We start from the raw sequence: 23,759 nt of genomic DNA on the forward strand, positions 1-23,759 counted from the left end.
ACGACGTAGTACCAGGTGAAGAACGCCACACGGCCATCTTGGGCCGTGAGGCCATCCGAAGGAGGGCGCCCATGCCGGAGTGGGATGAGCAGACGATACACAGGCAGCTCCTGGCCCGGGACCCGGCCGGGCTGGATGCGCTGGCGGGCGCGCTCGCTCACAGGCTCTACCGGCTGGCCGAGATGGCCCTGGGCGGGCTCGGCAGTGCGCAGGACGCGGAAGAGGTGGTGAGCGACGCCCTGGCCGCCGCCTGGGAGCGGGCCGCCGAGTTCGACCCGCAGCGGTCCACCCTCGCCAACTGGGTGCTGATGCTCACCAAGTACGCCGCGCTGGACCGGCGCCGGGCGCTTCGCCGCCGCACCCTGGACGACATGGGCCGGGCGAAGGTCATCCCCCTCAGCGCCGTGCCGGAAGCGGCAGAGCCGGAAGAGACCGCCCCTCCCGTCGATGCGGCGGTGGTGGCCCATGAGGAGCAGGCCGCCGTGCACGCCGCCCTGCGCCGCCTGCCGCCGGCGGAGCGGGAACTGTTGATCCGTCGGTATTTCTTCGAAGAATCCGTGGCCGAAATCGCCCGGGATCTTGGCCTCAGCCGCGGCGCCCTGGACACCCGCCTCTGGCGGGCCAGGCAGAACCTCAGGCGGCTGCTGAGCGACGAAAGCGAGGTGCACACGCATGACCGATAAGCGCTTTTCGCCGGATGAGCAGGCGTTTCTGACGGAGACCGGACTGAAGGCCGGCGACCTCGCCCCCCTGGTGGCGGACGCCCCGCCGCTCCCGGACGATGTGCTGGCGCGAATCCGCGGCCGCGCACGGGAGAAGGCAGGGCTCGCGCACGCTGCCGCCGCTGCCCCGGCTGCGGCGCCGCCCGACGTCCCAACGGCCAGTCGCCGGCCGCGCCGCTGGCTCGTGGCCGCTGCCGCCGCCCTGCTGCTGGTTGGCGGAACTCTGGCGCTGAGCAACCCCGAAGGGGCCCTGGCGGCCATCCACCGGCTGGTGCGCCTCGTCCCCGGCATCGGACTGACCGAGACCGACGGCGAGACGTGGATCCTGCCCGAGCCCGTGTCGGTGGAGCAGGACGGCGTGCGGGTGACCGTAACCGGTGCCATCAGCAACCGCGACGGGACGCAGGTGCGGTACCGCGTGGACTGGCCCGCAGATGAGCCCCTCGACAAGGTCGAGTTCGCGTCTGCCCGCGAGAGTGCGTTTCCTGAACTACGTCTTCCGGATGGAACCGTGATCCGGAGGTGGGGCGGTTCCCTGGCCGGGGGCACGCGGGACATGGTCGGCCAGTACAACTTCGGTCCGCTGCCGCCCGGAACCAGCGAGATCACCCTGGTGTTGCCTTACCTCTCCGGGGTCGCCGAACCGGTGGAGATTCCCGTCACCCTGGTCAACGCGGAAGAGGCCGGGCTGGCCGGGGCACACCCCGGAAACTGGTCGGAGGAGCGGCTGGGTGTGCAGGTCGGCGTGCCGTACTGGACGGCGGTGGATGATCGCATCGTCGTCTCCCTTGACACCCGACTGCCTGACGGCACCCGGGTCATCGACTACCGTGACTGGATCGAGCCGCACGGCTTCGTGGAGCCCGTCCTCATCGACGACCAGGGGCACACCTATCCCCTCATTATCGATGAGGCCGACCGCTCGGGGCCCTGGAGGCGCGCCGTCTTCCAGGGGCCGCTGGCGCCGGACGCCCGACAGCTGACGCTCACGGTTCCCTACCTGATACTGGCGGATTACACCGCCGAAGCCCGACTCACCGTACCCCTGGAGCAACTCGCCGAAGGAAAGCCGCTCCGGCTGAACGAGGAACTGCAGATCGGCAGCCACCGCTTCACCGTCGAGACGGTAACCCGGATCGATGCCGACACCTTCGGCTTCACTCTGGACCTCGGGCCGGAGGAGGGCGGCGTCCTCCTTCAGAAAGTGGGGATCCGTCACCGCATGTTCGGTGGACCGCGCGCCTGGAGCGCCCATGGGGAAAACGGCCAGTTCACGAGCATGGAGGTCGACTTCCGCAGCGCGCCGCGGCGGAACCTGGTGATCGTCTTCGCCGACCCGGGGTACCGCGTGCACGGCGAATGGCAGGTGGAGTTGCCGGTGCCGGCCGGCCGGTCTGATGCGGAGTAGAGAGGCAGGGTGCCGCCCAACTGGCGGCACCCTGCCTCTCTGCTGAACCCTTCCTCGCACCCGCGCATCACTCCTCCACCACGAGCCAGCCCCTCACCCCGTACTTGCCCGGGTCGCCGATCGCGTACCGCCCCGGCACGGTCGGCGTGAATTCCACGACCGCCGTGCGGCCGGGCGACACCCACACCTCCACGTCGGCGCCGCCCGCGTGCATGTGCAGCTGCGGATCGAATCGCACCATCTTCAGGAACCGGTGGGGAACCTCCGGGATGATGAAGTTGTGGATCACGTCCGGGTTCTCGTTGGTGAGGGAGACCCGCACCTGCTGCCCTGCCCGCACCGTGATCTCCACCGGCAGCTCCAGGTCCCGGATGGTGAGGTCGTACCGCACCGTGTTGAAGGGCTGGGTGTAGAAGAAGGCCAGCCAGATGGCAAAGGCCATGACCCCGGCCGCGGCCGCCTTCACCAGGGCGTCGCCGCGGATGCCGCCGCGGCTGCGGGGGTTGTACCGCTTCAGCAGCAGCGAGTTGGAGACCACCGAGACCGACGAGAAGGCCATCGCCCCGCCTGCGATCATCGGGTTCAGCAGCCCGAAGGCCGCCATGGGGATGCCGATCACGTTGTAGATGAACGCCCAGAACAGGTTCTCCTTGATGGTCCGCATCGTCTGCCGGCTCAGCCGCAGGGCCTGGGCGATGCCCTTGAGGTCGCCGTTCATCAGTGTAACCGAGGCGGTCTCAATGGCCACATCGGTGCCAGTGCCGATGGCGATCCCCAGATCGGCGGTGGCCAGGGCCGGCGCGTCGTTGATGCCGTCGCCCACCATCGCGACGACCTTCCGCCCGCCCTCCTTCAACTGCTCCACGTGCTGCGCCTTGTCCCCGGGCAGCACCTCGGCCAGGACCCGGTCCACCCCGACCTGCCGGCCGATGGCCCCCGCCGTCCGCCGGTTGTCGCCGGTGATCATCACGACCTCCAGCCCCAGTTCGTGCAGCTCGGCGATGGCCTCCGCCGACGTGGGCTTGACCGTGTCCGCCACGGCGATGATCCCGGCCAGGGCGCCGTCCACCGCCGCGAGCATCGCGGTCTTGCCCGCCGCCTCCAGTTCCGCCATCTGCGCCTCCGCCCGGGCCGTGTCGATGCCCCGCTCGGCCATCAGCCGCCGGGTGCCCACCAGCACCTCCCGCCCGGCCACCCGCGCCTCCAGGCCGGCGCCGGGGATGGCTTCGAAGGACTCCACCTCCGGCAGGGCGATGTCCCGCTCCTTGGCTCCCGCCACGATCGCCTGGCCCAGCGGATGCTCCGACCGGGACTCCGCCGCGGCCACCAGGGCCAGCAGCTCGTCCGCCCCCGGGGCGCCCGCACCCAGCGGGATGACGTCGGTGAGCTCGGGCCGGCCCCACGTGATGGTCCCCGTCTTGTCCAGCACCACCACATCCACCTTGTGGGCCCGCTCCAGGTGCTCGCCGCCCTTGAAGAGGATGCCCGCCTCCGCCCCCTTGCCGGTGCCCACCATCACCGCGGTGGGGGTGGCCAGGCCGAGGGCGCACGGGCAGGCGATGACCAGCACCGAGATGGCGGCGTGCAGGGCCGCGTTCCAGTCGCCGGCGATCAGCCCCCAGGCCAGCAGGGTGACGGCGGCGATGCCGACCACCGCGGGGACGAAAATGCCCGAGATCCGGTCCGCCAGCTTCTGGATCGGCGCCTTGGAACCCTGGGCCTCCTCCACCATGCGAACGATCTGGGCCAGGGCGGTGTCCTTGCCCACCCGGGTCGCCCGCAGGGTGATGGCGCCGTTCTTGTTGAGGGTGGCGCCGGTGACGGCGTCGCCGGGCCCCTTGTCCACCGGGATCGGCTCGCCGGTCAGCATCGACTCGTCCACGGCCGACGTGCCGGACAGGACCACCCCGTCCACCGGGATCTTCTCCCCCGGCCGGACGACGATGACGTCGCCCACCACCACGTCCTCGATGGGCACGTCCCGCTCCACGCCGTCCCGCACCACCCTGGCGGTCTTGGCCTGGAGCGACAGCAGCTTGCGGATCGCCTCGGAGGTCCGGCCCTTGGCGATGGCCTCCAGGGTCTTCCCCAGCAGGATCAGGGTGAGGATGGTCGCGCTGGACTCGTAGTAGTTCTCGCCGCCCAGGAAGAAGGAGAGCGCGACGGAGTACAGGTAGGCCGCCGTGGTGCCCAGGGCGACCAGCACGTCCATGTTGGCGGAGCCGTGGCGCAGGTTCAGCCAGGCGCCGCGGTAGAACCGCCAGCCGACGACCACCTGGATGATCGTCGCCAGGGCGAACTGGAACCACCGGTTCATCAGCACCGGGTGGTGGATCCGCATCGGCATCAGGATCATGTTGGCCACGAACAGCGGCAGGGTCAGCGCCGCGGAGAAGGCCAGCAGGGCGACCTGCCGGCGCATCTCCTGCCTCCGCCGCTCCCGGTCGGCGTCCGCCGCGTCGGCGGCCAGCCTGGCGCCGTAGCCCAGGTCCCGGATCAGCCCGATCAGGTCCTCAGCCCGCACCCCCACCGCCTCAACGGTCGCCTTCTCCGTGCTCAGGTTGACGCTGGCGCTGAGCACGCCCGGCACCCGGGAGAGCTTCCGCTCGATCTTGCTGGAGCACGCCGCACAGGTCATGCCCGCGATATCGAAAGTGAACTTGTCCTTGACGACCCCGTAGCCCAGGTCGGTCACCAGGTCGAAGAGCTTCTGGGGGGTAACCGCGGAAGGGTCGTAGTAGACCGTGGCCTTCTCCGTGGTCAGGTTGACGCTGGCCTCCTGCACCCCTTCCGCCTTCGCCAGCCGCCGCTGGATGCGGGCGGAGCAGGCCGCACAGGTCATGCCCATCACGCTGAACTCCAGCCTGGCGCCGGTCCGGGCCTCCGCGCTCCCGGACAGGTGGATGGCATCGCTCATGATCGTGTCCTCCAGATGCGTGAGCTCGAGCGAACCCCGCAGGATTGCCGCTCGGTACCCATACGGGGTATGGGTTCTTGACTCTATCGTAGCCTTCAACCGGTCATCGCGTCAAGGGTGCACGTTTGCATCTGGCCGGGCGGCGGCGTGGACGTCGTCCGCCTGCAGGTCCTCGGGCGTCATGCGCATGAGGTACTCCGGCGCAGGCTCCCCCGGGACGTCGGCGCGCTTCCAGAAGCGGAACCCCGCCTTCTCGTAGGCCCGGATCGCGGCCAGGTTGCCCTCCTCCGGGCCGATGACGCATGACCGCGCCCCGAACGAACCGAAGACCACCTGCCGCATGAAGGCGCGGATGGCCGCCGGTCCCAGCCCCCGGCCGACGAACTCCGGCTCGCCGATGATGACGTCGACGCCGGCAGTATCGTCGTCCACGCCGATGTGGCGGGCGTAATCGGGCCAGTGATTGATCCGGTAGGTCTGGATATACCCTATGGGGGTATTCCCGTACAGGATCAGGTACGGCTCGGTGGGCTTCTCCCGGCGGATGTAGGGGCCGAACTCCTGCTCCACCTGTGCCCGGGTGCGTCCGCCGGGGCTGTACCAGCGCATGACGTGGGGCGTGTTGAGCCAGCGGTGCATCCGATCCAGATCGTCCTCCGTCAGGCGGCGAAAGCGGATCTCCTGCTGCACAGTCTGCCTCCTCCTCTCATGCGTATCCCGATTGGGCGAACCAGCAGGGAGCGGCGTCTTGTTGTCGAAGTATTTAAAAGAATACGTGTTTGTGGAGGAGTGGCTTGATGAAGGCGCTGCGAGCGGTCTCGCTGGCCAACACGGCGGTGATGCTCCTGGCTGTGCTCTGGGGCGCATGGGTGACGTCCAGTGACTCCGGCGACGGCTGCGGGGCCTCCTGGCCGCTGTGCAAGGGAACGTTCATGCCCGATTGGGACTACGCGGCCATCGTGGAGTTCGGCCACCGGGTGGTCTCCGCCCTGGCCGGGCTGCTCTCGGTCGCGGTGCTGGTCTGGGTTGCGCGCGTGCGGCCCTCCGAGACCCGCCTGAAGCGGCTCGCTTTCGGAACCTTCTTTTTCGTCGTGCTGCAGGGCGGCCTGGGTGCGGCGGCCGTGCTCCGGCCCCAGCCCGACCTGGTGATGGCCCTCCACTTCGGCTTCTCCCTGCTCTGCTTCACCTTCGCCCTGCTGGTGACCGTCGCGCTGGGGCAGGGTGAGCGCGCCGCGTTCCAGCGCCCCGACGTCTCCGCCCAGCCGGTGGCTCCGGGGCTGCGCACCCAGATCTGGGGCCTGGCCGTCTACACCTACCTCGTGGTCTACCTCGGGGCCTACGTCCGCCACCTCGGGGCCTCCATGGCCTGCACGGGCTGGCCGCTGTGCAACGGCGAGCTGATCCCGCCGCTCTACGGGCCCGTGGGCGCCAACTTCGCCCACCGGCTCGGCGCCGCCCTGGCCGTCGTCCTGGTCCTGCGCCTCTGGTGGACGGCCCGCCGGCTCACCGAACGGGACGACCTGCGGCGGGGCGCGGCCTGGGCGCTGGCGCTCATGGCGGCCCAGGTGGCCAGCGGCGCGCTGTTCCCGCTGGGCTACCTGAATCTCCTGACGCAGCTCCTGCACACGGGGCTGATCACCGGCTTCTGGGGCGTGCTCAGCTACCTCTGCTACCTCACGCTCCCGGTCGGGCGGGAGACCGTCGCCGTGAGCGCGTGAGCGGCCGGTCAGTCTTCCCGGTCAGGACGGATCGAAGCGGCGTCCAAGGCGCCTGTGCGCCGGACGCCGCTTCGGTTTTCCCGGACCGGCCGGGCCGCTGACTGATCCGGCATCGTCCCCGGGTACGACCCGCCCGGCCCGTGCGGCCGATCCCCGCCTTTCCCGCAAGGCCGACTGGCGACATTCCCCAATGGCCGCCTCAGAAATGCCCTCGAAGCCGATTTCGCCGCTTTCCATCCGGGGTATGCTGAGACCGTAAGCAGACGGTGGGAATCGAGAGGAGGACGTGAGCATGATGGAGATTCTGGTCGTCCTGGGCCTGCTGAGCATCGTCCTGTTCGCCCCGACCTCGCCGGAGATCCGCCGGCGCGAGCTGCAGTACGGCTTCGGCGTCCTCACCCCCGAAGCCGTTGCCCGCCCCCGGTAAGCCGACCCTCCCATACCGGCACCGGCCCGAGGGCCGGGTTCGGCGACGGGCCGCAAGCCCACGGAGGCCCCCGGAAGGAGGAGTGCATGATGGCAGAAATCCTGATTCTCCTGGGCCTGCTGAGCATCGTCCTGCTCCGGCCGACCTCGGTGGAAATCCGGCGGCGCGAGCTGCAGCACGGCTACGACGTCTTCGGCTCTGCCCTCCTGGCCGCGCCCGGTAACCCGGGCCGGGAACCCTCGGGACCCCACCGCACGCCCGCGGGGACGGCGGGACCCTCGGCCGCCTGAAGAAGCAAGAGCCATCGAGGCCCGAAGAAGCGGCACTTCTTCGCCTCGATGGCTTCTCCGTCACAGGATCGCCTTCAGGAACGCCGCCGTGCGGGGATGCTGCGGGCTGGAAAAAACCTGCTGCGGCTCTCCCTGCTCCACCAGCCGGCCCTCGTCCATGAAGATCACCCGGTCGCAGACCTCCCGGGCGAAGCCCATCTCGTGGGTGACCACCAGCATGGTCATGCCCTCCAGGGCCAGCTGCTTCATCACCTCCAGCACCTCCTTGACCATCTCCGGGTCCAGGGCGGAGGTGGGCTCGTCGAAGAGCATCACCTCGGGGTTCATGGCCAGGGCCCTGGCGATGGCCACCCGCTGCTTCTGCCCGCCGGAGAGGCTGTCCGGGTAGGCGTGGGCCTTGTCCCGCAGCCCCACCCGGCCGAGCAGCTCCAGGGCCCTCTCCTCGGCGTCCTTGGCGGACAGGCGGCCGGTCAGCACCGGCGCCAGCGTCACGTTCCGGAGCACCGTCATGTGCGGGAAGAGGTTGAAGTGCTGAAAGACCATCCCCACCCGCTGCCGCAGCCGGTTGACGTCGAAGCCGGGCGCCGTGATCTCCTGCCCGTCCACTGCGATGGAGCCGGCGGTCGGCTGCTCCAGCAGGTTCACGCACCGCAGCAGGGTCGACTTGCCGGAGCCGGAGGGGCCGATCAGCGCCACCACCTCGCCCCGGGCCACGTCCAGGTCGATGCCCCGCAAGACCTCCAGCCTGCCGAAGGACTTGCGCAGGTTACGAACGCGAATCACTCTTGCCCAGCCTCCTCTCCAACAGCCGGACCAGCTGCGAGGTGATGCCGGTCAGCACCAGGTAGTATACGGCCGCCACCAGCAGCGCCTGGAACATGGCAAAGTGCGCGGTGCCCACCGTCTTCGTCTTGAACATGATGTCGGCCACGCCCAGGACCGAGATCACCGACGACTCCTTGATGAGCGATGCGAACTCGTTGGCCAGGGGCGGCAGGGCGCGGCGGAAGGCCTGGGGCAGGATGATGTGGCGCATCGTCTGCGCAAAGGTCAGCCCCAGGGACCGGCCGGCCTCCATCTGGCCACGGTCGATGGACTCGATCGCGCCGCGGAAGATCTCTGCCACGTAGGCGCCGCTGTTGAGCGACAGCGCGATGGTGCCCGCGGTCATGGCGGGCAGGTCGATGCCGAACAGGAAGAACGGCCCGTAGTACATGAGGTACAGCTGCACCAGGAACGGCGTGCCGCGCACGACCTCCACGTACAGCGTGGCCAGGCCGTAGAGCGCCCACAGGATCAGGTTGGACGGCTTCCGGCTGCGCAGCAGCCCTGCGACCAGGCCGATGAGGGTACCGAAGAGGATGCCCAGGGCCGAGATCTGGAGGGTGATCTTGACCCCCTCAAAGATGATCGGAACGAACGTGGGTATGACGTCCCAGCGCATCGCGGATCTCCCTTCAAAAAGCCCCCAGACCGCCGTTCCCCTGGCGGCCTGGGGGCCCCGTGCGTCTTCGGAGCGGCTGCTACTCCTCGGCCTTGACCTCGGGCGGCGGCGCCACCTCGTACTTCTCAATCAGCTGATCGATGGTGCCGTCCTCCTTCAGCTTGGCAAGGATCGCGTTGACGGCCTCCCGGAGTTCATCGTCGTCCTGGCGGAAGGCCACGGCGTTCTCTTCCTTGGTCAGCTCGAACGCGACCGTCAGCTCCGGCCGGGTGGCGGCGTAGTTCTTCACCACGGCATAGTCGCCGACGACGGCCTGCACGCGGCCGGCCACCAGGTCCAGCACCGCGGCCTCGAAGAGCTCGTAGGACCGGACCTCGGCCCCCTCGACCTCCTTCGCGGCGATCTCGCCGGTGGTGCCCAGCTGCACGCCGATGGTCTTCCCGATCAGGTCCTCCGCAGACTGGATGGTTCCCTCGGCGGCCTTGGGGATCAGCACCGACTGAGCCGTCATCCAGTAAGGTTCGGAGAAGTCCACCGACTCCAGCCGCTCGGGCGTGATCGTCATGGCGGAGATCACCATGTCCGCCTTGCCGGCCGCCAGGTCAAGCAGCAGGGTGTCGAAAATGCCCTCGGTGATCTCCAGCTTCACGCCCAGCTCGTTGGCGATCGCTTCGGCCAGCTCCATCTCCCAGCCGACGATCTTATCCTTTCCGTCGATGATCGCGTGATACTCAAAGGGCGGGTAATCCGCGCTGGTGGCCACGACGATCTTTCCGGCCTGCTTGATCTGCTCCAGGCGGCTCACCGGGGCCTCGGCCTGCTGGTCGCTCTGCGAAGGCGGGTTCTGCTGGGCGCCGCCCGACGGCGTGCCGCCGCCCTGCACGCCGCCGCACGCGGCCAGCAGCAGGCTCAGGGCGAGGCCCAGGGCAAGGGTCCGGGTCTTTTTCATCATCATCTACTCCTTGTCGGCTTGTCGTCCCTCGAGAAGTAACGACTGAGAATATACACCCCGCCGAATAAATATTCAAGGGCAAAACCCGATCACGCACAGTTCCGAATTGCGCACGTTCCCGGCAAAAAGGGTGCAGGGGGCGAGACCTGGTCTCGCCCCCTGCATGTGCGACGGAGGGTCACCACTCCCCCGTCTGATGGAACCGTGCTGGTTCGGGGGGCCACCACTCCCCCTCCCAGCGCCGGCCGGGTCACCACTCCGGCCGGGGTGGTGGTCGCTCCGGCTGACCGCACCGCTACAGCCAGCCCTGCACGACCACAGGTCGCCGATACCTGGCGACTACCAGAGATTATACCATGTACACTTGCACAGCGCGAGCGTCATTTTTCGCTATGTATTCTTTCACGCCGGTCCCAAGGCAGGATAGGGATGGATAGCCGCGCGCCGCTTCAATAAACTGAATAAATCGCGCCGATAGATACTTCCCTTTGGACAGCGGCCTCCCCGTCCGGGTAACCTGATCACAGAAAGGGGTGTCAGTTCGATGAACCGACTGCGCGTCTGCGCCTGGTGCGGCTCGGCGATCGCCGAGGAGCAGGAGGAGCACCGCAACCTCTGCCCGGAGTGCAGCCAGGTCGACGAGTTGGAGGCCGCCACGCCGCTGTATCCCGTCGGTGAACGACAGCCCTTCCAGGACTGAATGCAACCGTCGTGCACGCCAGGGCCCCCGCCGGCGCCGATGCGCCGCGGGGGCCTTCTGCGCGCCTCACGGCTACAGCTCGCTGATGCGCACCGATTCGATCCGGATCTCCTCCAGAGGCCGGGACATCTCCCCGTTGAAGGCCGGGCCGACCGGCACCGACGCCAGCGCCTCCACCACATCCATCCCCTCCACCACACGGCCGAACTGGGTGTAATGCGGGAAGTGGTTCAGGCCGGCCGCCTGCGGACCGGAGCAGATGAAGAACTGGCTGCCGTTGGTGTTGGGGCCGGCGTTGGCCATCGCGACGATGCCCGGCTCATAGGGGTGCTTGGGCGGCAGCTCATCGGGAAACCGGTAGCCCGGGCCACCCCGGCCGGTGCCCGTCGGATCGCCGGTCTGGATCATGAAGGGCTTGATGACCCGGTGAAACTTCACCCCGTCGTAATACCCCTGGCGCGCCAGGAAGACGAAGTTGTTGACGGCGAGCGGGGCCTCGTCCGCGAACAGGTCGATGACGATCTCACCCTTAGTGGTTCTCAGGGTCGCCCGGTACCGCTTGGACGGGTCGATTTCCATCGGGGGCGGGGAGCTCCACTGCCTGGTCAAGGGAATCCTCCTTCTGCTGGATGCGGATATGTTGCGCAGGAATCGCCAGCGCGATGCCGTTTTCCCGGAAGGCCTTCAGGATCTGCATGTTCAGCTCATCGGTCACCCGGAACCGGTTGGTGTACGAGTCGACCCAGCAGCTGAAGAAGAGGTCCAGGGAGTAGGTGTTGAAGGCGGAGAGCCACACCCCGGGAACCGGGTCCTTCAGCACCTCGGGATGGCTCTGGAGCACGTCCAGCAGCACCTTCTTCGCCTTCTCCACATCGGTGTCGTAGGTCACCCGGATGGTCTGCCGGATCGCGGCCTGGGGCGAGGGCAGCGCGTAGTTGATCACCCGGGTGTTGGCCATGTCCTTGTTGGGCACCACGAGGGCGGTGCCGTCAAACTGCCGGATGCGGGTGGTGCGCAGCCCGATCTCCACCACCACGCCCACCTTGCCGTCGGTCAGCTCGATCCAGTCGCCCACCCGGAACGGCCGGTCGATGAGGATGGCCAGCCCGCCCAGCATGTTGGAGAGCGTGTCCTGGGACGCGAGGGCGATCGCCGCGGAGGCGACGCCGGCCGTGGCGATCAGGGCGGACACCGAGATCCCGAACAGCTCCAGCACGATGGACAGCGCGAAAAAGCCGACCACCGCGGACACGCCCTTCTTGATCATCGGCATGAGCTCCCGGTCCCACGTGCCGTCGGTCCGGCCGGCCAGCTCGTGCAGATACCAGTCCAGCGCGGCGTTGATCAGGGCGTTGACCAGGACGGTGACCGCGATCACCACCACCGCCTCGGCCAGGTTGCCGGCCACGGTGAACTGGGTCGCATACCGTCCCCCGGCCTGGAAGGAGGGGATGGCGCTGCCCAGCGACATCAGGGCGAGCCGCAGGCCCAGGGCGAGGATGACCCACCGCACCGCCGGGGTGCCGGCCTCCACCAACCGGTCGTCCAGGGTGGTGTCGGACCGGCTGACCACGCGGTGGGCGATCCACCGCAGGATCCGCTTGGCCAGCCCGGCCACGGCCCAGGTCACCAGCAGTTGCGCCGCGAAGACGGCCCAGGCCATCCAGTGTTGCTCCAGCGCAGTCCGCAGGTCGTACAGCCACTGTTCCACTACCATTCCCCCGTGCAGAACGTCATCCTTTACATAATAGAAGTTCAGCCCGGCCCAGGCAAGCGGGAACCAGGGCCCTGAAGCCAGGCGCCCTGGTTCCGTTCCGTACCCCTCGTCAGCGTCTCACCGCGCGTTCCTCACCGCTCAACGAGTCCGGCCTCGACCAGGAAGTCCCGAGCGACCTCCTCCACCGGCTCCTCCAGCGACTCCACCCGGTAGTTGAGCTCCTGCATCTTCTCGTCCGGCAGGAGGCCGCCCAGCTGGTTCAGCAGCTCGATGATCTCCGGGTGCCGCTCCGCCGCGTCCATGCGCACCACGTAGGCGCCGTTGTAGGGCGGGAAGAAGTTGCGGTCGTCCTCCAGGATCACCATGTCGAACTCCACCAGCTTGCCGTCGGTGGCGTAGGCGTCGATCACCTGGATCTCGCCGGTCTCGATCGCCTTCCAGCGGAGGCCGGTCTGCATCGTCTTGACGTCCTTGAACGCGAAGCCGTACGCCTCCACCAGCGGGTAGTACCCGTCCACCTGGCGGCCCATGAACTCGTTGGTGGTGCCGAAGACCAGCTGGTCGTCGACCGCGAGCAGGTCCGAGAAGGTCTTCAGGTTGTGCTGCTCGGCGATCTCCCGGGGAACCGCCAGGGTGTAGGTGTTGTTCATGCCCAGCGGCGCCGTCCAGGTGATCCCGAACTTCTCCTCAAACTCCCTCTTGACCAGGTCGTGCAGGCCGTCGGGATCGGCGATCGGCTCGGTATGGCCCAGAATGGGCCCGTAAGCCGTGCCGTCATACTCGGCGTAGAGCGTGATATCGCCGTTCTTCAGCCCGTTGAAGTTGACCGTCGTGCCGCCCAGGTTGTGCTTCCGCACCACCGTCAGGTCGGTCCTGCTCTCGATCAGCTGGGCGGCGATCTCGCCCAGCAGGATGCTCTCCGTAAAGTCCTTGGAGCTGACGACGATGGCATCGCCCGCACCGGAACCGGCGCCCCCGCCGCATCCGGCCAACAGGACGCAGAGCACTGCGGCCGCGACGGCCGAGAACCTACGGTGTCCAAACATACCTTATCTAAACCTCCTCATTCCCTGGTTCACGCCGCCCCCATCCCACACCGTCCCTTCCCTCCGCCGGGGCTCACGCCTGTCGCAGCCCCCTCGGCGTCAGCCACCGCTCCAGGGCGCCCATGCCCAGATCGGCGGCGATGGCCAGCAGGGCCGCGGGCAGGGCGCCGGCGAGAATCATCTTGTCCTGCACCCGGTCGATGCCGGCGAAGATCTCGGAACCCAGCCCCCCGGCGCCGGCCAGCGACATGATCGACGCCGTGCCGATGGACATCACCAACGCCAGCCGGATGCCCACCATCATCACGGCCAGGGCCAGGGGCAGCTGGACGATCCGCAGGATCTGCCACCGGGTCATCCCCATCCCGGTGGCCGCCTCGATCAGCGCCGGGTCGATGGAGATGAGCGCGGTGTAGGTGGACCGGATGATCGGCATCAGCGAGTACACGAACAGGCAGAAGATGCCGGTCGCGGGGCTGAGGCCGAGGAACAGCATGACGAAGCCGATGAGCGCCAGCGCGGGGATGGTCTGCAGCGCGTTGGCCACCCAGAGCACGGGCTCCGCCAGCTTCCGTCGCCGGCTGATCAGATAGCCGACGGGAACGCCCACCAGCACCCCGTACAGGACCGCCAGCAGGGCCAGCTTGACGTGCTGAATGGTCAGGCCCAGCAGCCTGGGCCAGTGTGCGTTCACGTAGACAACCAGTTCCTGCATCAGTTCCACGGCGGGCCTTCCCCCTTTCTACACCTGAAGCCCGCGGGGCGTGACCCGGCGCTCCAGGCGGCCCAGGAGGAAGTCCGCCAGAAGGGCCATGAGCGTCACCGGAACGCCCCCGGCCAGGATCAGCCGGGGCGAGACCGTGGCGAAGCCGCTGACGATCGGCTCGCCCAGCCCGCCGGCGCCGACGTAGGCGCCCAGCGTCGCCCAGCCGATGATCAGGACGGTCGAGGTGCGGACGCCGCTCATGATCACCCGGAAGGCCAGGGGCAGCTCCACCGACAGCAGCATCTGCAGCGCCGTCATGCCCATTCCCCGGGCCGCCTCCTTCACCGCCGGGTCCACGCCCGTCAGGCCCTTGTAGGTATTGCTCAGAATCGGCAGCAGCGCGTAGAGGAACAGGGCCGTCAGCGCCGGCTTCGTGCCGATGCCCATGAGCGGGATCATGAAGGCCAGCAGGGCGATGGCCGGAAGGGTCTGGAACAGCCCCAGCGCCACCATGACCGGGTCGGCCAGCCGCCGGATCCGGCTGAGCAGGATGCCGGCGGGCACGGCCACCAGCACCGCCAGCAGGACCGCCGACAGCGACAGGCGCAGGTGCTCCAGGGTCAGGCTGGCCAGCTTCGCCCACGTGATCATGCGGTCGCCCCCCCGGCCCGCTCGGCGCGGGAAAGGGTGCCCACCAGCGACGTGTTGGTGACCAGCCCCTGCAGCCGGCCCTGCTCATCCACCACCGGCAGGAACTCCAGCCGCTCCAGCAGCATCCGCTGCACGGCGTGCGTCACCGGCTGGTGCGGCAGCACCGTCGTCAGCCGGGTCTCCATGATCTCCCCCAGCGTCCGGTGGGAAGCCAAGCCCCGCTCGACGGCCCGGGCGGTGACGATCCCCAGCAGCCTGCCGTCCCCGTCCACCACCAGCACCGAGTTCACCCGGCGCCTGCGCATGGTGGCCACCGCCTCGGCGATGCCGTACTCCGGCCCGGCCGTGACCGGGTCCGGGATCATGACGTCGGCCACCGTCAGGGACTCGGCCGGCCTCACCATGCGCTGGCGGCCGACGAACTGCGCCACGAACTCGTCCTTCGGGTTCCGCAGCAGCTCCTCCGGGCTGGCCACCTGGTGGATCCGACCGTCCTTCATCACGACGATCCGGTCGGCCAGCTTCAGCGCCTCGTCCATGTCGTGGGTGACGAAGACCACCGTCTTCCTCAGCCGGGCCTGCAGGCGCTTCAGCTCGTCCTGCAGCGTCTCCCGGGTGATGGGGTCCAGCGCGCCGAACGGCTCGTCCATGAGAATCAGGTCGGGCTCGGCGGCCAGGGCCCGCAGCACGCCCACCCGCTGCTGCTGCCCGCCGGAGAGCTCCCGCGGGTAGCGGTCCCGGTAGGTGGCGGGGTCAAGCCCCACCATCTCCAGCAGTTCGTCGACACGCTTGCGCCGCCGCTCCCGGTCCCAGCCCAGCAGCCGCGGCACCAGCTCGATGTTCTGGGCGATGGTCATGTGCGGGAAGAGGCCGACCTGCTGGATCACGTAGCCGATGTTGCGCCTGAGCTCCACGGGGCTCACCGTGGCGATGTCGCGCCCGTCCACGTAGATCTTGCCGGACGTGGCCTCGTGCAGCCGGTTGATCATCTTCAGCGTGGTCGTCTTGCCGCAGCCGGAGGGGCCGATCAGGCAGACGAACTCCCCGCGCGCGATGTGCAGGTTCAGATCCTCTACCGCCTTCGTGCCGTCGGGGTACACCTTCGACACGTGCTCGAAGCGAACCATCGTGCGCGATTCCCCCCTTCTGTCACCAAAGCGTAGAGTTGGCGAGGAACAAGCGGCTCCCTGGAAGGAAACCAACAACTTTATACTATCGATAGAGTTGTCGGTTGTCAACCCCGTTGATTGTTGCTGCGCTGCACGGACCCGGCGCGCCCACAGGAAAGCCCGAAGCCCACCGGCGAGGTTGCCGATGGGCTTCGGGCTTTTTCAGGGCTCCCTCTCGGGCACCACCGTGGCGGCCAGCAGCTCGCGGCACCGGGCGCGGGCCGCATCCGAACCCACGATGGTCAGCACGTCGCCGGCCTTCAGCTCCATGTCCGCCGGCGGCGAGAAGTACTCCTCGTTGCCCCGGGTGATGGCGACCGCGGTGACCCCGGTGGAGGAGCGCAGCCGGATCTCCCCCAGCGACCGGCCCACGGCCCAGGAGTGGCTGTCCAGTACCAGCTCCTCCACGTGCCGGGTCCCGATCGCTCCGGACGTGTGCTTCAGCAGCCGGTCCAGGGCGTTTTCGATCTCCTCGTCGAGCCGCCGCCGCTCCCGCAGCAGCTGGCGCAGCTCCCTGATCTCCTGCTCCACCCTGAACTGGCTGCCCACCGCCTCGACGTACTCCTGCGCAGCCACCTGGGACAGGATCCGGATCCCGGAGCCGGCCACCGCCTTCACCACGCCGCGCTCGTGCAGGATCGCCACCGCCCGGCGGATGGTCTCCGGCGAGACCTGGTAGGTGCCGGCCAGGCTGGACCGGCCCAGCAGCCGGCTGCCCTCCTCCAGCTCGCCGCACGCGATGCGCCGCGCCAGGTCCAGTGCTATGGCTTCGTATCGTGGCAGACCGGTCTGCTCCCGCTTCACATGCGTCAGCTCCCCTGTTCCTTATCGCATTCCTATCGTATCACACGTCAGAAAAGGCGCAAGGGGAGCCCGCAGCCCGGCCGGGTCACGCCGCGGCCTCCGGCCGGTAGAGGGAGCGGCAGCTGCGCACGCTCAGCAGGTAGTAGGTGCCGTACACCGCCGCGAAGATGCCGGCCGTCACCAGGGCGGCGGGGCCGACGGTGTCGTAGGCGGCCTCCCGGACCAGGGCCCGGTTCAGGGCCACCAGGGCCACGCCGGAATGCAGCAGGGCCACCAGGACCGGTGTCAGGAAGTAAAGCCCTACCTGGCGGGCGATGAGGCGGCTCAGCATGGCGTCGTCGCAGCCCAGCTTGCTGAGCACGGCGAAGCGCTGCCGGTGCTCCAGCACGTCGGTCACCTGCTGCAGGGCCAGCAGGGTGGCGGAGATCAGGATGAACATGATGCCCACGTAGAACGAGAGGAAGACCAGGATGCCCTCGATCAGGTACAGGGTGCCCATCGTCTCGGCCTGCGAGGTGAACGAGACCCACCCGTCCTCCAGCCACTGTGCGGCGGCCCATTCGGCGGCGGCCTCCGCCAGCCCGTCGGGTTCCGCCCCGGGCGGCTCGGCCACCAGGAGCCGCTCCGCCAGGGTCTCACCGCCGGCCAGCAGGGTCTCCAGCGCCGCATCGGGCACCACCAGGAGCGGACCGATGCCGACCAGCCCGCCGCCGAAGGGCTCGGTGAGCACCTGCCTCGCCGCCGGCCGCAGCGTATGCCCGGCCAGCTCCACCCGATGTCCGGCCGCCAGCGCCCGCGCGAGCGCCTCGACCGCGGCGGTCGCAGCCGGGTGACCGTCGGCGCGGGCATGCACCAGGTAGCCGTCGGCGGGAACCGGGACGTCGGGGTGGCCCTTCAGGGCCCGCAGCCCGCGGTAGGCCGATGCGGCCACCGCCCGCACCTGCAACCAGGCCGCGTGTCCCGCCTCGGGGTCGTCCCGGAGCCGGTCGGCATCCTCCGGCAGCATCAGGTCCGCCCCCCGGAGGTCGGTGTAGACCAGGACGAACTCCACCACCTGCTCGTCCGGCACGCCGTGGGCCGCGAAGAGCGCCCGCAGGCCGGCGTACTCCTGGTGGGGATCGGAGCTGGTCACCATGTAGCGGAAGGGAACGCTGTCCTCGATCCCCTTCCGGACCGCAGACCCGAGTCCGAGGCCGGTGGACATCGCGCAGATCGTGAACGTGAGCATGAGGGAGATGGTGGCCAGCATCAGGGCGTGGGTGTTGATCTTGCTGGTCACCTGCCGGTAGAGGAAGAGGTTCAGCCCCCGGGCCAGCCAGCCCCGGGCTCGCCGGCGGATGCCCGTGAGCAGCCCCGCCAGGGCGAGGAAGAGCAGGTAGGTGCCCGCCACGCCCAGGGCGATTCCGACCGGGACCCGCGGGTCGGTAGGATCCAGGCCGGTGGTCCGGCTCACCCGGTCGGCCAGCCAGTACGCCGTCCCCAGGGTCGCCGCGCTGAGCAGCCCGGCCCCCGCGGCCAGCGGGCGGCTCCGCACCGGGAACTCCTCGTTCCGGCGGGAACCGGTGATCAGCTCGATGAGCCGCTGCCGGTAGACCGCCGCCGCCTGCCACAGGGCGACCACCAGGAACATGAGGCCGTAGAGGAGCAGGGTCCACAGGGCGGCCCGGGGCGAGTAGACCACGCCCCGCGGGGCGGCCGTCACGCGCAGGACCTGCTCCACCAGCAGGCCGAACGCCTGCGACAGCGCGACGCCCAGGGCCAGCCCCGCCCCCAGGGCCGCGGCGCCGATGGCGGTGGTCTCCGCGAGCAGCAGCAGGGCCAGCCGGCCCTGGTCCATGCCCAGCAGCAGGTAGGTGCCCAGCTCCCGGCTGCGCTTCCGCACGATCACCCGGTTGGCGTAGAAGACCAGCAGGGCCACGACGCCCGTCATGACCGTCGACACCCACTCCATGGCCTCGACGCCGGCGCGCGCCATGCGCCGCTGGCTTTCGGACAGGCTGAGGAAGGCCGGCTGGTCCGGGACAGAATTAAAAATGTAGAAGATGGCCACCGCGAACACCAGGGTCATGAAGTAGATCGCGTAATCCCGGAGGCTCCGCCGCAGGTTGCGCCAGGCCAGCTTAGCGTACATCATCCCCGCCACCCCCCAGCTCGGCCAGGACCCCGAGGATCCGGTCGAAGAAGCGCTGCCGCGGCGCGTCCGCCCGCACCAGCTCGGTGAAGAGCCGGCCATCCTTGATGAAGAGGATGCGCCGGCAGTAGCTGGCAGCCACCGGGTCGTGGGTGACCAGCAGGATGGTGGCCTGCAGCTCCCGGTTCAGCTCTTCCAGCGCCTCCAGCAGGCTCCGGGCCGAGCGGGAGTCCAGGTTCCCGGTGGGCTCGTCGGCCAGCACCAGGTCCGGTCCGGTGATGAGCGCCCGGGCGGCGGCCGCCCGCTGCTTCTGCCCGCCGGAGACCTGGTAGGGAAACCGGTCGAGCGCCTCTTCCAGGTCCAGCCGCCGGGCCATGGCGACCACCCTGCGGTCGATCTCCCGGGCCGGCGCCCCGGCGATGGAGAGGGCGAGGCCGATGTTTTCCCGCAGCGTGAGGGTATCAAGCAGGTTAAAATCCTGGAAGATAAACCCGAGCCGCTCCCGCCGGAACCGGGCCAGCTCCCGCCGGCCCAGCGCGGTCACCTCCCGGCCGCCGATCCACACCCGGCCCGAGGTGGGCGTGTCGATCGTCGAGATGACGTTGAGCAGGGTCGTCTTGCCGGAGCCGGACGGACCCATCACCCCCACGAACTCCCCGCGCTCGACCGCCAGGCTGACGCCGCGCAGGGCGTGGGTGACGCTGCCCCGGCTCCCGTAATCCTTCACCAGGTCGACGACCTCCAGAATCCGTTCCGCAACCGGCACTGAAAAACCCCTCCATGCAGTAAGTGTCCGGAGACCAGCATAGACGCTGCTCCTTGCGAACACCCCTGCACAACCCTTACGCTTTGCCGCCGAATCCTTACGGTTTCGTAAGCCGCCAGTGCCCTAGCCCGTTCGGCCTACTCCACCGCACATCCGGGTCATCCTGATCGGGCCCGTTCCGCCCGCCGGCTCCGACCGCACGCGGAGCGACGAGTCGATACGGACGCGCTATGGAACCTATGGAACTCAGAACATTACCATTGCAAACAGGGGGGATGGCCTGTGCCATGCCGAGTCCCAGGACTGCGCGACCGGGTGCGACACAGGCAGCAGCGGGCTTACACGAATGAGCTCTGCGGCGCGCTGGTGAATCAGGCCCGGGTTCCCATCATGCTGTTCGACCGCGAAGGCCGGCTGATCCGTGCCAATGAGTCCGCCCGGGCCTTCACGGGCCGGTCCTTGGAGGAGATGCTCGGCCGGCGCTGCGGGGACTTTCTGGCCCTGCCGCCGGGGGCGGATGAACCGGGGCCCGGCGATGACCGGGAGCTCTGGAACCGGATCTGCACGGGCGAACCCGGGACCGTGCGCCTCAGCCTGCGCACCCGGGACGGCGGGGAGGTCCCCGTCATGGCCGTCGGGACGCAGCTCACGGTCGGCGGGGAACCCTGCGGCTGGGCCTGCGTCTTCTGGGACGCCCGCAGGCAGGTGGACCTGGAACGGGAGGCGCAGCGCCGCCGGCAGCAGATCGAGGGGCTCGCGGCCATGGCCCGGGAGATCGGCTCGCTGCGGGAGCAGCCCCAGCGGCTGGGCGGGCTTCTGGAACGGGCCTGCAGACTGCTGGACCTGGACCTGGCCGCCTGGGGCATGCTCGACGAGTACCGGGAGGAGCTGGTGTGGAACGCCGCCCACGGCCCGGGGGCCGACCTGCTGCTGGGGCCGCTGCGGACCGTCGGGGACTCGCCGCTGGTCCGGACCCTGATGACCGGTCGGATTTACCGGTACCCCGGCGCCGGGCGTCCCGATCCCCACCTCGCCCCGCTCCCCCTGCGGTCGTTCACCGCCATCCCCTACCGGCTGGGGCCCAGAAGCCAGGGCGTGCTGCTCGGGGCCTCCCGGCGGCCCGGGGCGCTGGTCGACGACGACCTGCGGCTCTTCAACCACCTGGGCGCCTACCTCAGCACCGCGGCGGAGAACGCTCAGCTCCTCCGGGACATGCAGCACCTCGCGGTGCTGGAGGAGCGGCAGCGGCTGGCCGGTGAGATCCACGACCACATCGGGCAGGTGCTCACCTTCCTGGGCATGCGGCTGCACGTGGTGGAGCGGGCCCTCGCCCAGGACGACCTGGCCACGGCCGCCGAGGAGGTGGCCGGTCTGCGGGGCGTGGTGGCCTCGGCGCACGAGGAGATCCGGGCCTCGCTTTACGACCTGCGGAACGACGCACCGGCCCGCTCTCCGCTCATGGACCGCTGGAGACAGCTGCTGGACGCGTTCGCCGCCCGCACCGGGATCGCGGTCCGCATCGAGACGCCGCACCGGCCGATGCTGGTCCTGCCGCCGACCACCGAAGCGCAGCTGACGCGCATCCTTCAGGAGGCCCTGGCCAACGCGCAGCAGCACTCGGGCGCGAGCACCGTGACCGTGCAGGCCCGGGTGGAGCGGGCCACGTTGTACATCACCATCGCAGACGACGGCTGCGGCTTCGACCCGTCCGTCCCGCCGGACCCGCACCACTTCGGCCTCGCGCTGATGCGGGAGCGTGCGCAGGCCATCGGCGCCCGGCTGCACATCGAAAGCGCCCGCGGCCGGGGCACCCGCATCTCCCTGGAGATGCCACTTCCCCCTCGGAAGGAGATGGAGCATGAGCAAGAACCGCCTGCGCATCCTCGTGGTTGACGACCACCCCCTGGTGCGCAACGGCATCCGGCAGGTGCTCTCGCTGGAGCCGGACATGGAGGTGGTCGGCGAGGCCGGCGACGACCAGGAAGCCCTGCGCCTCGCCCAGGAGCTCCGGCCCGACGTGATCCTGCTGGATCTGGCCCTGCCGCGGCGCACCGGCCTGGAGCTCCTGCCCCGGCTGCGGGAGGAGCTGCCCGAGACCCAGGTGGTGATCCTGACCTACTCCGCTTCGGAGCAGGACGCCATCGCCGCCCTGCAGGCGGGCGCGGCGGGCTACCTGGTGAAGAGCATGGCGCCGGAGGCGCTGGCCGCCCGCATCCGGGAGGCCTTCCGCGGCGACGTCCCCGTCTCCGGCTCGGTCATGCGCAACGTGCTGCGGGCGATGTCCACCCCCTCCGAACTGCCCCCGCCCACGCCGGGCGGACAGCCGGGAGCCGGGGAGGCGGCGGAAAGCCTGCTCTCGCCCCGGGAGGCGCAGATCCTCCGGCGGATCGCCGCCGGGAACACCAACCGGGAGATCGCGGAGCAGCTGGGGCTGTCCGAGAACACGGTGAAGAACTACGTGAAGTCGATCCTGGCGAAGCTGAACCTGGAGAACCGGGTCCAGGCAGCCGCCTGGGCGCTCAACAACCCCTGGGCCGTTCACGAGGGGGACGAGCCTTAGACGAGTCAGAGCCGCGGGCAACCGCCCGCGGCCCTCACGCGCCGCCTGCGCGCGAGGCCCGGTCGGGGAACCCGACCGGGCCTCGCCCATTCCGGGAGCGCTACCACAGGCCGATGACCTTCCACCAGAGGCTGCCGGCGCCCAGCCAGACCACCAGGTTGATCAGGCTGGTGACGAAGCCCCATTTCCACCAGGTGCCCTGGTCGATGTACCCCGCGCCGAAGTAGATCGGGGCGGGACCGGTGCCGTAGTGGGTCATGACGGCGTTCAGGGAGTTGAAGAAGCCCAGCACCAGCACGGTGATCTCCAAAGGCGCACCGGCGCTGATGGCCACCAGGGCCAGGGGCACGAAGAACGCCGTGGCGTGCGCGGTCATGGAGGCGATGAAGTAGTGCGAATAGGTGTAGGCGATAACAACCAGGATAAATGCCAGGAACCACGACGAGATGCCACCCAGGGAGGTCTCGAGGATGGAGGCCAGCCAGCCGATGATGCCGACCTTGGAGAGGCCGGTGGCCAGGCCGACGAGGCCGCCGAACCAGATCAGCGCATCCCAGCCGCCCTTCTCGGCCAGCACGTCCTGCCAGTCGAGGACGCCGATGACCAGCAGAATGGCGACGCCGAGCAGCGCGATGGCGGTCGCGTTGAGGTTCGTCCACTGGGAGGTGGCCCACAGGACCAGGGTCAGGAGGAAGACGGCGAGCATGCCTTTTTCGGCCGTGCTCATCGGGCCCATCTTCGCCAGTTCCTTCTCCGCCAGGGCCGGAGCCTCGGGCGAGTACTTCAGCTCCGGATTGAAAATCTTGTAGTAAATCCGGGGAAGGATGGCGATGCAGATGACGCCCGGCAGGAGCGCCGCCCACAGCCAGCCGAGCCAGGTGATCTCGTAGCCGAAGTTCTCCTTGGCCAGCGTGGCGATGAGCGAGTTGGGGGCCACGCCCGTGAAGAACAGCGCCGACGTGATGCAGCAGATCTGGAAGGAGTTGTACATCAGGTACTGGCCGACCCGCTTGGCGGTGGGGCCGGGCTCAGAACCCATCGAGGAGCAGAGCGCACGGACGATCGGGAAGAGGATGCCGCCGGCGCGGGCGGTGTTGGACGGGGTCGCCGGCGCCAGCACCGTGTCCGACAGCGCCAGGGCGTAGCCGAGGCCCAGGGTGGACTTGCCGAACCGCTTCACCAGCATGAAGGAGATGCGGCGGCCCAGTCCGGTCTTGATCAGGCCCCGGGCGAAGAGGAAGGCCGTCACGATCAGCCAGACGGTGGAGTCCTTGAATCCGTTGAGGGCGTCGCCGATCGACAGGGTACCCGTGATCGCCGTCACCGCCACGGCGGTGATCACAACGGCCCCCTGGGGAAGCGGCTGAAGGATCAGTCCGAGGATGGTCGCGACAAAGATGCCCAGGAGGTGCATGGCCACGGGCTCCAGATCACCGGGAGCAGGCAGGAACCAGATGATGAGACCGACAGCAACACAGATCAGACCGCGGATGAGCTTGGACCGGTCGTCGTTGCGCACACGAATCCCTCCTGTCCATGACCAGTGCGAGCGCCAACGCTTTGGGGACTGGCAGGTTCCGGTTCTATGTGAACAGTATCACGAAGTCCCGCGGGTAGCTAGAGCGCATTGC

23 protein-coding genes are annotated in these 23,759 nt (G+C 69.0%); 8 read left to right on the forward strand and 15 right to left on the reverse strand.

Annotated features, from left to right (window positions below):
* Positions 1–71: 71 nt before the first annotated feature.
* Both STH_RS13010 and STH_RS13015 read left to right on the forward strand, forming a co-directional pair.
* On the forward strand, positions 72–683 hold the full coding sequence (locus STH_RS13010; protein ID WP_011196736.1) for an RNA polymerase sigma factor: 612 nt from the start codon (positions 72–74) through the stop codon (positions 681–683).
* Positions 673–2,130 carry a hypothetical protein gene (locus STH_RS13015; protein ID WP_011196737.1) on the forward strand — a complete coding sequence of 486 codons (1,458 nt, stop codon included), beginning with the start codon at positions 673–675 and terminating at the stop codon, positions 2,128–2,130. The genes STH_RS13010 and STH_RS13015 overlap by 11 nt, the downstream gene beginning before the upstream one ends.
* A 67-nt stretch (positions 2,131–2,197) precedes the next feature.
* Here STH_RS13015 and STH_RS13020 read toward each other — a convergent pair whose 3' ends face one another.
* Positions 2,198–5,047 carry a heavy metal translocating P-type ATPase gene (locus tag STH_RS13020; protein ID WP_011196738.1) on the reverse strand — a complete coding sequence of 950 codons (2,850 nt, stop codon included), beginning with the start codon at positions 5,045–5,047 and terminating at the stop codon, positions 2,198–2,200.
* Between the two features lie 111 nt (positions 5,048–5,158).
* Positions 5,159–5,737 carry a GNAT family N-acetyltransferase gene (locus STH_RS13025; protein ID WP_011196739.1) on the reverse strand — a complete coding sequence of 193 codons (579 nt, stop codon included), beginning with the start codon at positions 5,735–5,737 and terminating at the stop codon, positions 5,159–5,161.
* A gap of 107 nt (positions 5,738–5,844) precedes the next feature.
* On the opposite strand from STH_RS13025, the gene STH_RS13030 reads away from it, so the two are divergent.
* The 3 genes from STH_RS13030 to STH_RS13035 all read left to right on the forward strand — a co-directional run bounded on the left by STH_RS13030 (position 5,845) and on the right by STH_RS13035 (position 7,482).
* A complete protein-coding gene (locus tag STH_RS13030; RefSeq protein ID WP_011196740.1) occupies positions 5,845–6,765 on the forward strand; it encodes a COX15/CtaA family protein in 921 nt (306 codons plus the stop codon).
* A 292-nt stretch (positions 6,766–7,057) separates the two neighbouring features.
* Positions 7,058–7,192, forward strand: a complete 135-nt coding sequence (locus STH_RS19785) for a hypothetical protein (protein ID WP_273377604.1) — start codon at positions 7,058–7,060, stop codon at positions 7,190–7,192.
* An 89-nt stretch (positions 7,193–7,281) separates the two neighbouring features.
* Positions 7,282–7,482 carry a hypothetical protein gene (locus STH_RS13035; protein ID WP_043714119.1) on the forward strand — a complete coding sequence of 67 codons (201 nt, stop codon included), beginning with the start codon at positions 7,282–7,284 and terminating at the stop codon, positions 7,480–7,482.
* Between the two features lie 60 nt (positions 7,483–7,542).
* Here STH_RS13035 and STH_RS13040 read toward each other — a convergent pair whose 3' ends face one another.
* From STH_RS13040 to STH_RS13050, 3 genes are all read right to left on the reverse strand, one after another.
* A complete protein-coding gene (locus STH_RS13040) occupies positions 7,543–8,265 on the reverse strand; it encodes an amino acid ABC transporter ATP-binding protein (RefSeq protein ID WP_011196743.1) in 723 nt (240 codons plus the stop codon).
* The gene (locus STH_RS13045; protein WP_043714125.1) at positions 8,249–8,926 is read right to left on the reverse strand and encodes an amino acid ABC transporter permease; all 678 of its coding nucleotides are present in this window, start codon (positions 8,924–8,926) and stop codon (positions 8,249–8,251) included. The genes STH_RS13040 and STH_RS13045 overlap by 17 nt, the downstream gene beginning before the upstream one ends.
* A gap of 79 nt (positions 8,927–9,005) precedes the next feature.
* Positions 9,006–9,875 (reverse strand): basic amino acid ABC transporter substrate-binding protein, encoded by an 870-nt coding sequence (locus STH_RS13050; protein ID WP_050742287.1) that lies wholly within the window; start codon positions 9,873–9,875, stop codon positions 9,006–9,008.
* Between the two features lie 547 nt (positions 9,876–10,422).
* Between STH_RS13050 and STH_RS18930 the strand changes: the two genes are divergently transcribed.
* Positions 10,423–10,578 (forward strand): hypothetical protein, encoded by a 156-nt coding sequence (locus tag STH_RS18930; RefSeq protein ID WP_011196746.1) that lies wholly within the window; start codon positions 10,423–10,425, stop codon positions 10,576–10,578.
* A gap of 72 nt (positions 10,579–10,650) precedes the next feature.
* On the opposite strand, the gene STH_RS13055 is transcribed toward STH_RS18930, so the two are convergent.
* The 9 genes from STH_RS13055 to STH_RS13095 form a co-directional block, all read right to left on the reverse strand.
* On the reverse strand, positions 10,651–11,157 hold the full coding sequence (locus tag STH_RS13055) for a peptidylprolyl isomerase (protein ID WP_011196747.1): 507 nt from the start codon (positions 11,155–11,157) through the stop codon (positions 10,651–10,653).
* A complete protein-coding gene (locus tag STH_RS13060) occupies positions 11,108–12,289 on the reverse strand; it encodes a mechanosensitive ion channel family protein (protein ID WP_043714127.1) in 1,182 nt (393 codons plus the stop codon). The genes STH_RS13055 and STH_RS13060 overlap by 50 nt, the downstream gene beginning before the upstream one ends.
* Before the next feature lie 137 nt (positions 12,290–12,426).
* The gene (locus tag STH_RS13065) at positions 12,427–13,341 is read right to left on the reverse strand and encodes a glycine betaine ABC transporter substrate-binding protein (protein ID WP_011196749.1); all 915 of its coding nucleotides are present in this window, start codon (positions 13,339–13,341) and stop codon (positions 12,427–12,429) included.
* A gap of 73 nt (positions 13,342–13,414) precedes the next feature.
* Positions 13,415–14,056, reverse strand: a complete 642-nt coding sequence (locus STH_RS13070) for an ABC transporter permease (RefSeq protein ID WP_043715977.1) — start codon at positions 14,054–14,056, stop codon at positions 13,415–13,417.
* Positions 14,057–14,083: 27 nt separating this feature from the next.
* A complete protein-coding gene (locus STH_RS13075; RefSeq protein WP_011196751.1) occupies positions 14,084–14,698 on the reverse strand; it encodes an ABC transporter permease in 615 nt (204 codons plus the stop codon).
* Entirely contained in the window at positions 14,695–15,825 is a 1,131-nt protein-coding gene (locus STH_RS13080) for a betaine/proline/choline family ABC transporter ATP-binding protein (protein WP_011196752.1), read from the reverse strand. The genes STH_RS13075 and STH_RS13080 overlap by 4 nt, the downstream gene beginning before the upstream one ends.
* Positions 15,826–16,029: 204 nt before the next feature.
* Entirely contained in the window at positions 16,030–16,671 is a 642-nt protein-coding gene (locus STH_RS13085) for a TrkA C-terminal domain-containing protein (protein ID WP_011196753.1), read from the reverse strand.
* An 85-nt stretch (positions 16,672–16,756) separates the two neighbouring features.
* Positions 16,757–18,805 carry an FtsX-like permease family protein gene (locus STH_RS13090; RefSeq protein WP_158506988.1) on the reverse strand — a complete coding sequence of 683 codons (2,049 nt, stop codon included), beginning with the start codon at positions 18,803–18,805 and terminating at the stop codon, positions 16,757–16,759.
* Positions 18,792–19,568, reverse strand: coding sequence for an ABC transporter ATP-binding protein (locus STH_RS13095; RefSeq protein ID WP_011196755.1), 777 nt, complete (start codon positions 19,566–19,568; stop codon positions 18,792–18,794). The genes STH_RS13090 and STH_RS13095 overlap by 14 nt, the downstream gene beginning before the upstream one ends.
* Before the next feature lie 315 nt (positions 19,569–19,883).
* Here STH_RS13095 and STH_RS13100 point away from each other — a divergent pair, with 315 nt between their 5' ends.
* Entirely contained in the window at positions 19,884–21,461 is a 1,578-nt protein-coding gene (locus tag STH_RS13100; protein WP_043714128.1) for a GAF domain-containing protein, read from the forward strand.
* On the forward strand, positions 21,427–22,128 hold the full coding sequence (locus tag STH_RS13105; protein WP_043714132.1) for a response regulator: 702 nt from the start codon (positions 21,427–21,429) through the stop codon (positions 22,126–22,128). The genes STH_RS13100 and STH_RS13105 overlap by 35 nt, the downstream gene beginning before the upstream one ends.
* Before the next feature lie 100 nt (positions 22,129–22,228).
* Here STH_RS13105 and STH_RS13110 read toward each other — a convergent pair whose 3' ends face one another.
* On the reverse strand, positions 22,229–23,647 hold the full coding sequence (locus tag STH_RS13110) for an anion permease (protein WP_011196758.1): 1,419 nt from the start codon (positions 23,645–23,647) through the stop codon (positions 22,229–22,231).
* Positions 23,648–23,759: the final 112 nt, after the last annotated feature.

The sequence above is a fragment of the Symbiobacterium thermophilum IAM 14863 genome (assembly GCF_000009905.1).
GTDB lineage: Bacteria > Bacillota > Sulfobacillia > Symbiobacteriales > Symbiobacteriaceae > Symbiobacterium > Symbiobacterium thermophilum.